The organism is Micrococcus sp. (genome assembly GCF_030523875.1).
Lineage (GTDB): Bacteria > Actinomycetota > Actinomycetes > Actinomycetales > Micrococcaceae > Micrococcus.
In genome coordinates this window covers 35,591-49,590 of the sequence record NZ_JAUNHR010000005.1, presented here as the reverse complement: position 1 = coordinate 49,590, position 14,000 = coordinate 35,591, and the positions used below count along the sequence as shown (strand labels likewise).

Sequence of the window (14,000 nt, the reverse complement as noted above, 5' to 3'; positions counted from 1 at the left end):
CCGCCGCAGGAACGCGTCCACCCGGCGCACCGCCTCCGGGTGGCCGCTGGCGGCGCTGATGGCCGCGGTCTCGCGGTCCAGGTGCTCGGCGTACCCGATGATCTCCGGGCCGCGCAGCAGGGCCTTCGTCGGCCCGTAGGCGTGCACCGCGCCGGCGGCGAGCTCGTCCTCGAGCGCGTCCAGCCGCGCCTGGAACTCGTCAGCGCTCACGGCCTCGGAGGCCACACCCCACTCCACGGCCTCGGCCCCGGTCAGGCGGCGGCCCCGCAGAGTGAGCTCCGCGGCCCGCACCGGCCCCACGGCCCGCGGCAGCCACCAGGAGACCCCGGTGTCCGGGGCGAGCCCGATCCCCGCGTAGGCCGCCAGCAGCAGGGCGTCGTCCCGCACGAGCACCACGTCCGCGTTGAGCACCAGCCCCAGCCCGGCCCCGGCCGCCGTGCCGTTCACGCCGGCCAGCACCAACAGCCGCGAGCGCACCAGCGCCAGGGCCACCTCGCTCGCCGCACCCGCGAGCTCGCGCAGCACCGCGGGGCGCTCTGCGGGGCTCGCCGCCCCCATCGCCGCCACGTCTCCGCCGCCGCAGAAGAACCGGCCGGCGCCGGTGAGGGTCAGCACGTGCACGTCCGGGTCCGCCTCCGCCGCGTGCACCGCGGCCAGCAGCTCCCGCGCCATCGCCAGGCTCAGGGCGTTGCCCTGCGCGGGGCGGTCCAGCGTCACCCGCACGACGCCGGGGCGCGCCTGGATGCGCAGGGGCGCCGCGTCGTCGTCGCGGGCGGGGGATGTGGGGGTCATGGCGGGTCCTTTCGAGGAGGCGGTCCTCCCGGGTCCAGAGGGGAGGCGGATCAGGCGAACGCGCTGACGCCGGTGAGGTCCCGGCCCAGGATCAGCGCCTGCACGGACTCGGTGCCCTCGTAGGTGTGGAGGGCCTCCACGTCCGTCATGTGCCGGATGACGCCGTTCTCCAGCAGGATGCCGTTGCCGCCGAGCATGTCCCGCGCGGTCTGCGCCACCCGCCGCGCGGCGCGCGTGCAGCTGTACTTGAGCAGGGACGCCTGCTCGTCCCGGAGCGTGCCGGCGGCCTGCAGCCGGGCCACGGACACGCACTGCACCTGCAGCGCCGTCACCTCGGCCAGCATCTGCGCCAGCCGCTCCTGCACCATCTGGTGGGCGCCCAGCGGCTTGCCGAACTGCTCCCGCTGGCGCGCGTAGGCCAGGGCGGACTCGAACATGCTGGAGGCGTGGCCGAGGGCGGACCAGCCGACGTTCACCCGCGTCGCCACGAGCGCCCGGGACACGTCCTTGAAGCTCCCGACGCCGGGCAGCCGCGCCTCCGGGCCCACCCGCACGCCGTCGAGGGTGATGAGGGCCTGGTGGATGGCCCGCAGAGCGCCCTTGCCCCGGATGACCTCGCCCGTGTACCCGGGCGCGGACTGCTCCACCACGAACCCCTTGACCTGCCTGTCGGCGGCGTCCCGGGCCCACACGATCGTGATGCCGCCGGCCGCGCCGTTGCCGATCCACTTCTTCTCCCCGCGCAGCACCCAGCCGTCGCCGTCGGGCGTCGCGGTCGTCTCGAGGGACACGGAGTCGGAGCCGTGCGTGGGTTCCGTCAGGGCGAACCCGCCCGGCAGGGTGCCGGTGGCCACGGGCTCGAGGTACCGCTCCTTCTGCTCGTCGCTCGCGAACAGGGCCAGCGTGCGCAGCACGAGACCGCCCTGCACCGCGGCTGCCGCCGCCATGGAGCCGTCCGCGCGGGAGATCTCCATGGCCACCAGCCCCGCCGCCAGCGGGGACATCGTCTCGTGGCCCGGGATGTCCAGGCCATCCGTGAGCAGGTCCAGCTCGCCGGCGCGGGTCACGAGGTCCAGCGGGTACTCCGCGCGGTCCCAGTGCCCGTCGATCCGCTCGAGGACCTCACGCCCGTAGGCGCGTGCCCGCTCCCACACGGCGCGGTCCGCGCCGCCGGCCTCGGCGAAGGCGCCCAGGTAGTCGATGTCGAGGGGCGTGGTCACGTCGTGCTCGGACGCCACGCTCACGCCGCACCCCCGGTCCGCTCCGCGCGCAGCGCACGCTTGAGCAGCTTCCCGGACTGGTTGCGCGGCAGCTCGGCCACGAAGTCCACCCGCTTGGGCACCTTGTAGTCCGCCAGTCGGGCCTTCACATGGGCGCGCACGGTCTCCGCGGTCAGCTCCGCGCCCTCCTTGAGCACGACGACGGCGGTGATCGCCTCGATCCACCGCTCGTCCGGGAGGCCCACGACGGCGACCTCCGCCACCTCGTCCAGCTCGTAGACCACGTCCTCCACCTCGCGGGGGGCCACGAGGACGCCGCCGGTGTTGATGACGTCCTTGATGCGGTCCACCACCTGGATGTACCCGGCCGCGTCCCGGGTGACCTGGTCCCCGGAGCGGAACCAGCCGTCGTCGGTGAAGGCCTCCGCCGAGGCCTCGGGGCGGTCCCAGTATCCGTCCATGAGCTGCGGCCCGCGGTACTGGATCTCGCCGGGCTCGCCGGGGGCTGCAGGGGCGCCGTCGGCGGTCATGACCCGCGCCTCCACGTGGAAGACGGGCCGGCCGCAGGAGGCGGGGCGGGCGTCGTGCTCCTCGGGGCGCAGCACGGTGCACAGCGGGCCCATCTCCGACTGCCCGAAGCAGTTGTAGAACCCGATGCCCGGCTGCTGCCGGCGCAGCCGCTGCAGCACCGTGACCGGCATGATCGAGGCGCCGTACTGCGCCTTGGTCAGCGAGCGCAGGTCCCGCGTCTCGAGGTCCGGGTGGTTGCTCAGCGGCACCCACACCGTGGGCGCGAGGAACAGCGAGCCGATCCGCTCGGACTCCACGGTCTCCAGGATCCGCGCGATGTCCGGGGCACGGTGCAGGGTGACCGTGGCGCCCAGGGCCAGGTAGGGGAGCAGGAACACGTGCATGGCCGCCGAGTGGTAGAGCGGCATCACGATCAACGGGCGGTCCTCCGCCGTGAGGTCCAGCGCGATGATCGCGGAGACGTACTCCGCGATCAACGCCCGGTGGCTCATCATCGCGCCCTTCGGGGCGGACGTCGTCCCGGAGGTGTAGAGCAGCTGGGCCAGGTCCGTCCCCGCCACGGCGGCGTCGGGCGCTTCGGCGGGCGCGTCGCCGTCGTCACCGGTGCCCCGCGCGGTGTCCAGCACGGCCTCCGGCTCGAGACCGGAGTCCGGCTGCATCGGCCAGACCGCGCGGAGGCGCTCGGCGCGGCCTTCGGTGCGGACCTGCCGGATGCGCTCGAGGAGGTCCCCGCCGTCCGTGACGAGCAGCTCCGCGCCGGAGTCCTCGAGGATGTGTGCGAGCTCCCCGCCCTTGAGCGCGAAGTTCACGGGCACGTGCACGAAGCCGGCGGCCGCGCAGGCCAGGAAGAGGATCGCGTACGCGTCGGAGTTGGCACCGTACACGGCGATCCGGGCGCCCGGGGCGAGCCCGGTGCGGCGCAGCCGGTGGGCAACGCGGTGCACGCCGTCCTGCAGCTCGGTGTAAGTCCACGCGCGGTCCTCGAAGCGCAGCGCCGTGGCGTGGGGGGAGCGGGCCACGGAGCGGCGCAGCAGGTCGCGGATCGTGTCGCCGGGGTGGGGTGTCATGGGGGTTCCTCTCTGTGCGGCGCGCTGTCCCGCCTCCCCGCTGGCGCGGGGCAGGGGCGGGGTCAGAGACGTTCGATCACGGTGACATTGGCCTGGCCGCCGCCCTCGCACATGGTCTGCAGGCCGTAGCGGCCGCCGGTGCGCTCGAGCTCGTGCAGCAGGGACGTCATGAGCCGGGCTCCCGTGGCCCCGATCGGGTGGCCCAGGGCGATCGCGCCGCCGTTGACGTTGACCTTCTCCGGGTCGGCGCCGGTCTCGGCGAGCCACGCCAGCACGACCGCCGCGAACGCCTCGTTGATCTCCACGAGGTCCATGTCGTCGATCCCCAGGCCCATGCGCTGCAGGGCGAAGGCCGTGGCGGGGATCGGGGCGGAGAGCATCATCACGGGGTCCGCGCCGCGGGCGGAGAGGTGGTGGATGCGGGCGCGCGGGGTCAGCCCGTGCCGGCGCACCGCCTCCTCCGAGGCGATCAGCAGGGCGGCCGCGCCGTCGGACATCTGCGACGCCGAGGCCGCGGTGTGCAGCCCGCCCTCGGTGATCGGTGCCAGGGACGCCATCTTCTCCCGGTCCGGGGCGCGCGGGCCCTCGTCCCGGTCCAGTCCGGCCACGGGCAGGATCTCCCTCTCGAACCGGCCCTCGGCCTGCGCCGCCAGCGCGCGCTCGTGGGACCGCACCGCGAACTCCTCGAGCTGCTCGCGGGCGAAGCCCCACTTCCGGGCCATCATCTCGGCCCCACGGAACTGGGAGATCTCCTCGTCCCCGTACCGGTCCGCCCACGCCTGCGACCCGGTGAAGGGGTCCGGGAAGCCGAACTCGCGGGCGGCCCTGTTGGAGTGGGACAGCGGGATCGAGGACATGGACTGCACGCCGCCGGCGACCACGAGGTCGCTGGTGCCGCTCATCACCGCCTGCGCCGCGTAGTGGACGGCCTGCTGGCCGGAGCCGCACTGGCGCTCCACGGTGGTGCCGGGGACGCTCTCCGAGAGCCCGGCCGCGAGCCACGCGTTGCGGGCGATGTCCATGGCCTGGGGGCCGAGCTGGTCGATGCAGCCGAGGATCACCTCGTCGTACTCCGCGGAGTCGATGTCCTGCCGGGAGACGAGCTCCCGGATCGGTGCGGCGGCGAGGTCGAGCGGGTGGACCTCCGCGAGTCCCTTGCCGCGGCGGCCCACGGGGGTGCGGACGGCGTCGATGATGTAGGCCTCGGCCATGGGGTCTCCTCGTCGGGCGGGGTGGGGTGTCCGGAAGGTGCAGCCGGGACGCGGCGCTCTGGATGTGATGCGGATCACGGTATTGCTCGGAAGTCCGATAATCAAGGGGCCGCGTGGTGCCGGTTGCGCGGCCTCCTGTCCCTGCGCCGCCGTCCGTCACCGTCCCGGCCGGCATCCGGGTCACGGGCGTACCGTGACCCACACGCGGCCCCTCGAGGAGGGGCCACACCACGGAAGGAGCACCGGCATGCGCCGCACCCCCCTCGCCCTGACGGGCCTCACCCTCGCCACCGCCCTGGCCCTCGCGGGCTGCGGCACCACGGACGCGGACGACACCCCCGCCGCGCGCGCGGACTCGGCCGCCTCCTCCGTGGGCACCGAGCCCTCGACGGCGGCCCCGACCACGGACCCGACCACCACCGGTTCCGCCCCCACCGGCGGCGCGCGGGACGGCTCGGCGTCGTCTGCGGCCTCATCCGAGGCGACCTCCACCGCCGCGGCCGAGCCGATCTCCGAGGAGCACGGCCCCGCGGACGTGATGTTCGCGCAGATGATGGTCCCGCACCACGAGCAGGCACTCGAGATGAGCCGCATCGTCCTGGCCGAGGAGGGCGTCCCGGAGGACGTGCGCGTCCTCGCGAAGCAGATCGAGGCCGCGCAGGCGCCCGAGATCGCGCGCATGCAGGACATGCTCGCCGCGTGGGGCGTCACCGACGCCCAGCACATGGACCACTCCGGCCACGGCGGCATGGCCGGCATGCTCACGGAGGAGCAGCTGCAGGACCTGCGCGACGCCGAGGGCCCCGAGGCCGCCCGTCTCTTCCTGGAGGGCATGATCGAGCACCACCAGGGCGCCGTGGACATGGCGAAGACGCAGCTCGACGACGGGCAGAACCCCCAGGCCCGCGCGCTCGCCGAGGACGTGATCGCCGCTCAGGAGAGGGAGATCGCCCAGATGGAGGACATGCTCGCCGACCTCTGACGGGCCACGCCGGCCGCCCCGGTGCCCCGCGCGCACGACGACGCCGGCCCGCCTCCGCGAGGAGACGGGCCGGCGTCGTGGTCTTCAGGAGGGCTCAGCGGCGGCGGCCGAGCTGGCGCTGCAGCAGGCGCATGCCCTCGCGCATCAGCATGTCCCGGCCGCTGGAGCGGCGGGCGCCGCCCTGACGGCCGCCGTACACGGTGCCGGTGCCGAAGCCGGCGCCGCGGCCGGCGCGGGCGTTGCCCTGGGAGAGCAGCCCGCCGAGCATGCCGCCGAGGCCGCCCCGGCGGTCGGCACGGACGTAGGCGTCCCGCCGGCCACGGCCGCCGGTGGTCTGGCTGCGCAGGGCGCGGAGGAGGTCGTTCTTCAGACCCATGGTCGTGCTCCTTCTCGAGGGTGCGCCGCGCGTCACGGCGTGTGGTGCGTCCACGGTAGCCCGCGGGCACCCGTCGGCGTCCATGGCGGGGGCGCGCCCGCGCCGTCAGCGGGCGGAGGAGCCGGAGCCGCCGCGGGGCTTGCGCAGGGGAAGGCCCTGCTGGTGCAGCTCCGCGGGGGAGCCGGCGCCCGGCACCGTGCGCATCAGCTCGGTCTCGCCGTCCCGCCACAGGGAGACGTTCTTGGCCTCGGGCAGGTCGGACACGCGGAAGTGCGGGTCCTCGCCGGCCTTGAGCTTGCGCTCGTAGTCCTTGAGCAGCTTCACGGCCAGGCCGCCCAGCGGGATGATCGCCACCAGGTTGATGGTGGCCATGAGCGCGGCGAAGGTGTCCGCGAGGTTCCAGACGAGGGTCACGGTGCCCAGGGCGCCGCCCACCACGCACAGCAGCACGAGCACGCGGAACGCGGTGATGAACGCCGGGGCCCTCTCGCCGGCCAGGTACTGGATGTTCGCCTCGCCGTAGTAGGTGTTGCCCAGCACGGAGGACCACGCCAGGAAGAAGATCACCACGGTCAGGAACGGGCCGGCCCACTGGCCCACGGCCTGCTGCAGGGCGTTCTGCGTCACGGCCATGCCCAGGGCGTCCTTGTTGCCGAACTCGGGCTCGGAGAGGAGCACGATGAAGGCGGTGGCGGTGCACACCAGCAGGGTGTCGAAGTACACGCCCAGGGACTGCACGAAGCCCTGCTTGGCCGGGTGGGACACGGCGGCCGCGGCGGCCGCGTTCGGGGCGGAGCCCATGCCGGCCTCGTTGGAGAACATGCCGCGGCGCACGCCCTGCATGACCATCGCCATGCCGACGGCGGCGCCGGCCACCTGCTCGAGGCCGAGGGCGTGGCCCACGATATGCCCGATCATCGCGGGCACCTCGGTGATGTTCACGGCCACCACGAACAGGGCCACCAGGATGTAGGCCACGGCCATGATCGGCACGATCACGTTGGTGACGGCGGACAGGCGGCGCACACCGCCGAAGATCACGAGCGCGGTCAGCACGGCCAGGCCCACGCCCACGATCCACGCGGTGGTGGTGGAGGTGCCCCAGTTGGCCTGCACGGACTCGGAGATCGAGTTGGACTGCACGGCGTTGAACACGAACCCGTAGGTCACCGTGATCGCGACGGCGAACAGCGCCGCCAGCCACTTCAGGCCCAGGCCGTCCCGGATGTAGTACGCCGGGCCGCCGTAGAACCCGTCCCGGCCCTTGCGCTTGTAGAGCTGGGCGAGCGTGGACTCCACGAAGGCGGTGGCGCCGCCGACGATCGCCATGACCCACATCCAGAACACCGCGCCCGGCCCGCCGAGCACGATCGCGATCGCCACGCCGGCCACGTTGCCGGTGCCCACGCGGGACGCCGCGGAGATGGTGAAGGCACGGAAGGGGGAGACGCCGTCGTCGGCGCCGGCCTCGGGGCCCTTCTCGACCACGGAGCGCAGCATCTCGGGGAGCATGCGCACCTGCACGCCCACGGTGCGGAGGGTGAACCACACGCCCGCGACGGCGAGCAGCGCCATCACCACGTACCAGTACCAGTTGTTGAACGCGCTGATGGCGTCGGCGATTGCTTCCATGCAGGAGAGCCTAGGGGGTTGACGGCCCGGCCGTGGACAGGCAGGGGCGAGTCGAGGAGGGGCCCGAGCCCCGGGTTCCCGGCTCGCGGGGGGAGCGGATCAGCGCTCGGGGCCGTCCGTGTCCTCGGCGTGGCCGCGGCCCAGGGTGGTCTCCCACAGGTCCACGAGGTGCCCGATCCGGCGGCGCAGGTCCTCCGGCTCCACCCCGGCGGCCGTGTTGCGCGCGGCCGAGCGGGCGACGTCGTCGGCGAGCTCGTTGCCGCGCGTGCCGGCATGGCCCTTGACCCACACCGTGCTCACCTCGACGCCGGCGGCCTCCGCGAGGTCGACGGTGGCCAGCAGGCGCCGCAGGGCACGGCGGATCCGCTCGCCGCGGGCGTCCCCGAGGGTCAGGCGCTCGCGGTGGGCGTCGCGGAGCAGGGCCAGGGCGGCGCGGGAGTCCGAGTGGATCACCACGCGCTCGTCCGGATGGCCGGACCACGCCGCCAGCAGGTGGCCCAGGGCCAGGGCCTCCAGCTCGGCCTCGAGCGGCAGGGTGGCGCCCGGCAGGGCGTGCGCGGCCCACGGGCCGGAGCGGGTCACGGCCGCCGCGCCGCCCGTGCGGGTCCCGCGCAGCACCGAGCCGTCCACGTACACGTGCCGGACCTCGGCGGGGTCGGAGAAGGAGAGGCTGTGCATGAGCTGCGGCACCGTGCGCCGCAGGTGGCGCTCCACGCGGCGACGGGTCAGCAGCACCCGGCCGGCGCGGGCGGCGTCCTCGGACACCTGCTGCTCGGCGCGCAGCGACTCGAGCGAGGTGCGCACCGCGCCCGTGGCGGCCACGGCGGCCGCGTCCACGTCCGGCAGGAGATAGCTCGAGCGCTGGGAGCCCACGGGGGACTCGTCGAGCCGGTAGGACACCACGTGCAGCTCCGGAGGCGCGAGCGCCCGGAGGAGGGAGAGCAGCTCCGCGTCCGTGTCCGTGCGCAGGCGCACGATCACGGGGCGCCCGGCGGGCAGATCCTCGGCCACCGTGGCCCAGAACCGGTCCAGCTGGGTCACCGGGACCACGCCCGTCAGGACGGTGCCCTTGAGGTCGTCGCCGAGCTCGCGCAGCTCGAGGTGGCGGGAGACGAACACGATGCCGTCCTGGACGGGGTGCAGGTCCACGCGCAGGGCGCGGCCATGGTCCACGCCCGGCAGCATCGCCAGGGGGCGGGCCACCACGCGGACGCCGTCGGTGCGGACCCGCATCCGCGGCGGCGCCGGGCGGGGGCGTGCGGTGCGCGGCAGTGCGGACCGCTCTGGTGCGGGGGCGAGGAAGCCGGCGGGAGACCAGGGCGAGGCCGTGAGGTCCACGGCGGGCAGCCGGACGAGGCCGCCCACGCGGGGGGAGGGTCGGCGGACGAGGGCGGTGGAGCCCGCGTGTGCCCCGGGCCGGGCGGCGGGTCGCCCCGCCGCACGGGCCGCGGCCTGCGCGGAGGTCTGGACCACGTGACTGCCGGGCACATGGCTGCCGCGGCGGTCCTGGAGGGACTGTTCGGTGGGCCGGTCCGGGTCCACGAAGGCACCGTCGGGGACCGGCGCGCCCATCAGCTGGGCGCCGGGTCCCGTGTGGGCCCACAGGGCGTCGAGCAGCCCGTCGGGGGTCGAGGCGTCCACGTCGAAGTGGAGGGACCTCACCTGCCCCTCCCGAGGGTGATTGCTGAATGCTCCCATGTCTCCACCGGCGATCTGTTCGGGATCGTCCCGGACATCTGAGCCGGTTCCAGGACGATGCGTCGGACCCGGGCCCCGCGTCGGTGACTCGTCCACTCGCCACGGCACCCGATGTCCGCTACACCCTAGTGAGCCGACTCGGCTCAGGGCAGGGCTGAGCGGCCACGGATTCCCGAGCCCCGGTCAGAGCACGCCCGCGCGCCGACGCTGGACGTCGGGGCCGACGGCCACGCCGAGGGCCTGGGCCTGGGCGCGCTGCTGGCGCAGGGACACGGTGCCCAGCAGCAGCGCGAGCGCCCGCTCGCCCTCCTCCCGCGAGGGTGCGGCGTCGGTCAGGAGCCGGTGCAGGCCCAGCCCGCCCAGTCCCAGGGCGAGCGCCGTGGTGAGGACCTCGGCGCCGTCGCGGTGGCGCAGCAGCACGGCCTCGGCGGCCTCCGCCGTCGCCGCCAGGTCCGCGGGTGCGCCGCCGGTCCCGCCGCGGGCGGCGACGGCGTGCTCCACCTCGGCCACGATCCGGTCCGCCACGCGCGCCAGCAGGGTCTGCTTGTCCGGGACGTGCCAGTAGAGGGCGGAGGCCTGCACGCCCAGCACCGCGGCCACGCGGCGCATCGAGAGGTCCCCCATGCCGAAGTCCTGCAGGATCCCGACGGCGGCGTCCACCACGTCCTCCGCGCTCAGGCGGCCACGGGACGGGGGAGGGGTCATGGTCGGCAGGCTACCCGGCCGCGTCCGCCGGCCTCGCGGACGTGTCCGGGGCGGCGGCCCCGTGGAGCACCCCGTCTTCGCCCATCCGCACGGTCCGGTCCGCCATGACGGCGGCCTCGGCGGCGTCGTGCGTGACCACGACGGCGCTCGTCCCCTCCGCCTGCAGCGCTGCCCGGATCTCGCGGGCCAGGCGGGCCCGGAGGTCGGCGTCGAGGGCGGAGAGGGGCTCGTCCAGCAGGAGCACGCGCGGGGCGGGGGCGAGCGAGCGGGCCAGGGCCACGCGCTGGGCCTGGCCCCCGGAGAGGGTGCGCACGGGCCGGTCGGCCAGGTCCGTCAGGCCCACCAGCGCGAGCAGCTCCGCCACGCGCGCCCGGCGCCGTGCCCGGTCCCACCCGCCGGCCTCGAGGCCGTAGGCCACGTTGCGGGCCACCGTGCGGTGCGGGAACAGCTGGCCGTCCTGGAACACCATCCCGACCCCGCGGCGGTGGGTGGGCACGGGGCGGCCGCCGGCGGCGCCGGACACCTCCGCGCCGTCGATCTCCACGGTCCCGGCCACCACGTCCTCCAGGCCCGCGATCCCGCGCAGCACGGTGGACTTGCCCGAGCCGGAGGCGCCCACGAGCGCGACGACCTCCCCGGGGGCCACGTCCAGGTCCGCATGGGACACCGGCACGGAGCCGTCCGGGTAGGCCACGGCCACCCCGCGCAGGCGCAGCGCGGCCCCACGGGGGCGGAGCGCGCCGTCGTCGTGGCGGGGGCGCGTCGTGCTGGGCGTGTCCATCAGACTCCTCCCGATCCGGCCCCGCGCGGGCGCAGCCGCTCGCAGGCCAGCATGACGCCGGCGCTGAGCACGGCCAGCACCGTGGCGGCGGCCAGCGCCATGCCGTAGTTGTCCGCGCCGGGCCGGCCCAGCAGGCGCGCGATGAGCACGGGCAGCGTGGGCCGGTCCGCGGCGGCCAGGAAGCTGGTGGCGCCGAACTCCCCGAGGGACACGGCGAACGCGAACCCGGCCGCCAGGCCCACCCCGCGCAGCAGGAACGGGCCGTCCACGGTGGCCAGCACCCGGGCCGGACGGGCGCCGAGGGTGCGGGCGGCCTCACGCAGCCGCGGGTCCACCGCGGCGAGCACGGGCACCAGCGCGCGCACGGCCAGGGGCACGGCCACCACGGCCTGCGCGATCGGCACGAGCGCCCCCGAGGCGGCCAGCTCAGGGGCCTGCACGCGCAGGGACACCACGAACCCGAAGCCCACCGTCACCGCGGACACCCCCAACGGCAGCAGCAGCGCCCCGTCCAGGGCGCGCTGGGCGCCGCGGGCGGCGCGGGAGCGGAACGGGCGGGTGAGCAGCAGGGCCAGGGGCACGGCCACCGCGAGCGTGAGCACGGTGGCGTCCAGGGCGGTGCGCGCGGACTGCTCGAGGGCCTGGAGCGGGGTGACGCCGCCGGCGAACCCAGTGCCCGGGCTCGTAGCCAGCAGCGCGTAGTTCCGCAGCCCCCAGCCCTCCGGGGAGCGGAAGGAGCGGACCACGAGCGCCAGCAGCGGGGCGACCACCAGAACGCCGGCGAGCGCGGTGGCGGCCGCCGGGAGCGCGTCCGCCCGGGTCAGGGGCCGCAGCGGGGCGGTGCCCAGGCGCAGCGCGCGCCGGGCCCGGGCCGCGGTGACCCCGGACAGGGCCACCGCCGTCAGCACCACGGCCAGCTGCAGCGTGGAGAACACGGCGGCGGTGCGCAGGTCCAGGTACACGGCGGTCTGCACCCAGATCTCCGTCTCGAGGGTGCCGTACCCCGGCCGGCCGAGGGTCTGCACGATCCCGAACGCGGACGCGCAGAACAGGAACACCAGCGCCGCCGCGCCCGCGAGCGCCGGCGCCAGCTGCGGCAGGGTGACGGTGCGGAACGCCCGGGCCGGGGAGGCCCCGAGCACGCGGGCGGCCTCGGCCTGGCGCGGGTCCAGGGCGGCCCACAGCGCGCCCACCTGGCGCACCACCACGGAGACGTTGAAGAACACCATGGCCAGCACGACGGCGGCGGTCGTCTGGTCCAGGCCCGTCCACCCGAAGGGGCCGCCGGGCGCCAGCAGGGCGCGGAAGGCCACGCCCACCACCACGGTGGGCAGCACGAACGGCACCAGCACCACGGCGCGCAGCAGCCGCCGGCCGGGGAAGCGGCGGCGGTGCAGGACGAACGCGGCGGGCAGGCCGAGGGCCACGGAGGCCACGGTGCCGGCGGCGGCCATGCCCAGGGTCTGGCCCAGGATGCGCCACGTGCGCTCGCGGCCCAGGACCTCGGCGAACGCGGTCAGGTCGAGCGCGCCCGTGGGGTCGCCGGCGGCGTCCACCCCGGCCACGCCGCGCCAGAGCATCGCGGCCACGGGCCAGACGAAGAACACCGCGAGGAACGCCACGGGCACGACGGCGGCCGCCAGCCACCCGGCGCCCGCGCCGGGACCGGCGGGGCGTGGGCGGCGCGGGCGGGCCGGCGTCGTGGTGGCGGGGGAGGGCATCAGGAGCCCTGGACCTCCTCGGCGAGGGCGGTCCACTCCTTCAGCAGCTCCTCGCGGCGGGCGTCGAAGGCCGCCGGGTCCGTGACGATGGGGTCCTCCACGAGCGGGGCGTTCTGCTCCCACTCCTCGGGCAGGGCCACCGCGTCGTCCACGGGGTACATGTACATGTTCTCCGGGAGGGCGGCCTGGACGTCCTCGGTGAGGAGGAACTCCACGAACGCCTGCGCGCCCTCGGGGTTCTTCGCCCCGGCCAGGACGCCGGCGTACTCCACCTGCGGGGTGCAGGAGTCCTCGAGGACCTCGGTCTCGGGGGCGAAGGCCGGGGAGGAGGAGTAGGAGAGCACGATCGGGAACTCGCCCTTCCCCTCCCCGCCGGAGAAGTCCACGGCGTAGGCGTCCGACCAGGAGGCGTCCACCTTCGCCCCGCCCTCCAGCAGGTCCTCCCACCAGCCCCGCCAGCCGTCCTCGCCGTACTCGGCGGTGGTGGCCGCGAGCAGCGCGAGCCCGGGGGAGGAGGTGACAGGGGAGGTCACGACGGTGAGGCGCGCGTACTCCGGCTCCCGGAGCTGGTCCAGGGTGGTGGGCGCCGGCAGGCTGTTCTCCTCGAACCACGCGGGGTCCGTGTTGAAGCAGACCTGGCCGCGGTCCACGGGGGTCATGGCGCCCTCCACCACGAGCTCCTGCGCCGAGGCCGGCAGGTCCGCGGGGGTGAAGGGGGCCACGGCCTGCCGGTCCACGAGGCGGTGCGCGGAGTGGTCCTCCACGCCGTACACGCCGTCCGCCACGGGGGCGTCCTTCGAGAGCAGCACCTGGTTCACGACGGCGCCGGCGTCCCCCGGCGCGGTGGTGACCAGGGTGTAGCCGGACTCCTGCTCGAAGCGGGCGATCAGCTCCTCGGGCAGGGCGAACGAGTCGTGGGTCAGGATCGTGACGGTGCCCTTGCCCTGGGCGGGGGCCGAGGACCCCGCGGCGTCGGTGCCGGAGGCGGGTGCGGGGTCGGCCGGCGCGGAGACCGAGCAGCCGGTGAGGGCGAGCGCGGCCAGGGACAGCGCGGCGAGGCCGGCGCGGGTGCGGACGGGACGGGACATGCGGGTTTCCTCCTGCGATGCGGGAGGGGCCGGGAGGTCCCCGCGGCGGCGGCGCCGGGGCGCCACCGGCTCGGCGACCCCCGGGAGGAGGTCTCGACTTCCTTCGCCGGTGCGAGCCGGAGCAGGTTCGAGGGTCTGCGGCGGACCGCACTCTCAGCGCCGTGCCGGCGCTCCCCTGTCGATGTGTGTGGACGTG

Annotated in this window: 12 protein-coding genes and 1 riboswitch; of the genes, 1 reads left to right on the top strand and 11 read right to left on the bottom strand. The window is 75.4% G+C overall.

Annotated features, from left to right (window positions below):
- From Q4D18_RS01595 to Q4D18_RS01580, 4 genes are all read right to left on the bottom strand, one after another.
- Positions 1-792: enoyl-CoA hydratase/isomerase family protein (locus tag Q4D18_RS01595; RefSeq protein ID WP_303125119.1), on the bottom strand; the 792-nt coding region annotated here is incomplete at its 3' end.
- A gap of 50 nt (positions 793-842) precedes the next feature.
- A complete protein-coding gene (locus Q4D18_RS01590; protein ID WP_303125117.1) occupies positions 843-2,036 on the bottom strand; it encodes an acyl-CoA dehydrogenase family protein in 1,194 nt (397 codons plus the stop codon).
- A complete protein-coding gene (locus tag Q4D18_RS01585; RefSeq protein ID WP_303125116.1) occupies positions 2,033-3,610 on the bottom strand; it encodes a fatty acyl-CoA synthetase in 1,578 nt (525 codons plus the stop codon). Before Q4D18_RS01585 ends, Q4D18_RS01590 begins: the two co-directional genes overlap by 4 nt.
- A 62-nt stretch (positions 3,611-3,672) precedes the next feature.
- Entirely contained in the window at positions 3,673-4,821 is a 1,149-nt protein-coding gene (locus tag Q4D18_RS01580) for an acetyl-CoA C-acetyltransferase (protein WP_303125114.1), read from the bottom strand.
- Between the two features lie 247 nt (positions 4,822-5,068).
- Between Q4D18_RS01580 and Q4D18_RS01575 the strand changes: the two genes are divergently transcribed.
- Positions 5,069-5,803 carry a DUF305 domain-containing protein gene (locus tag Q4D18_RS01575; protein ID WP_303125113.1) on the top strand — a complete coding sequence of 245 codons (735 nt, stop codon included), beginning with the start codon at positions 5,069-5,071 and terminating at the stop codon, positions 5,801-5,803.
- 94 nt (positions 5,804-5,897) lie between these two features.
- Here Q4D18_RS01575 and Q4D18_RS01570 read toward each other — a convergent pair whose 3' ends face one another.
- The 7 genes from Q4D18_RS01570 to Q4D18_RS01540 form a co-directional block, all read right to left on the bottom strand.
- On the bottom strand, positions 5,898-6,179 hold the full coding sequence (locus Q4D18_RS01570; RefSeq protein WP_303125112.1) for a hypothetical protein: 282 nt from the start codon (positions 6,177-6,179) through the stop codon (positions 5,898-5,900).
- Between the two features lie 105 nt (positions 6,180-6,284).
- Positions 6,285-7,811, bottom strand: coding sequence for a sodium:alanine symporter family protein (locus Q4D18_RS01565; RefSeq protein WP_303125111.1), 1,527 nt, complete (start codon positions 7,809-7,811; stop codon positions 6,285-6,287).
- 99 nt (positions 7,812-7,910) lie between these two features.
- Entirely contained in the window at positions 7,911-9,473 is a 1,563-nt protein-coding gene (locus Q4D18_RS01560; RefSeq protein ID WP_303125110.1) for an RNase H family protein, read from the bottom strand.
- A 219-nt stretch (positions 9,474-9,692) separates the two neighbouring features.
- Positions 9,693-10,214 (bottom strand): TetR family transcriptional regulator, encoded by a 522-nt coding sequence (locus Q4D18_RS01555; protein WP_303125108.1) that lies wholly within the window; start codon positions 10,212-10,214, stop codon positions 9,693-9,695.
- Positions 10,215-10,224: 10 nt separating this feature from the next.
- Positions 10,225-10,995: an ABC transporter ATP-binding protein gene (locus Q4D18_RS01550; protein ID WP_303125106.1), complete on the bottom strand. Its 771-nt coding sequence runs from the start codon at positions 10,993-10,995 to the stop codon at positions 10,225-10,227.
- Positions 10,995-12,716 (bottom strand): iron ABC transporter permease, encoded by a 1,722-nt coding sequence (locus tag Q4D18_RS01545; protein ID WP_303125104.1) that lies wholly within the window; start codon positions 12,714-12,716, stop codon positions 10,995-10,997. Before Q4D18_RS01545 ends, Q4D18_RS01550 begins: the two co-directional genes overlap by 1 nt.
- Positions 12,716-13,804 carry a thiamine ABC transporter substrate binding subunit gene (locus tag Q4D18_RS01540; protein WP_303125102.1) on the bottom strand — a complete coding sequence of 363 codons (1,089 nt, stop codon included), beginning with the start codon at positions 13,802-13,804 and terminating at the stop codon, positions 12,716-12,718. The genes Q4D18_RS01545 and Q4D18_RS01540 overlap by 1 nt, the downstream gene beginning before the upstream one ends.
- Before the next feature lie 81 nt (positions 13,805-13,885).
- Positions 13,886-13,991, bottom strand: a riboswitch (TPP riboswitch).
- Between the last annotated feature and the right edge of the window lie 9 nt (positions 13,992-14,000).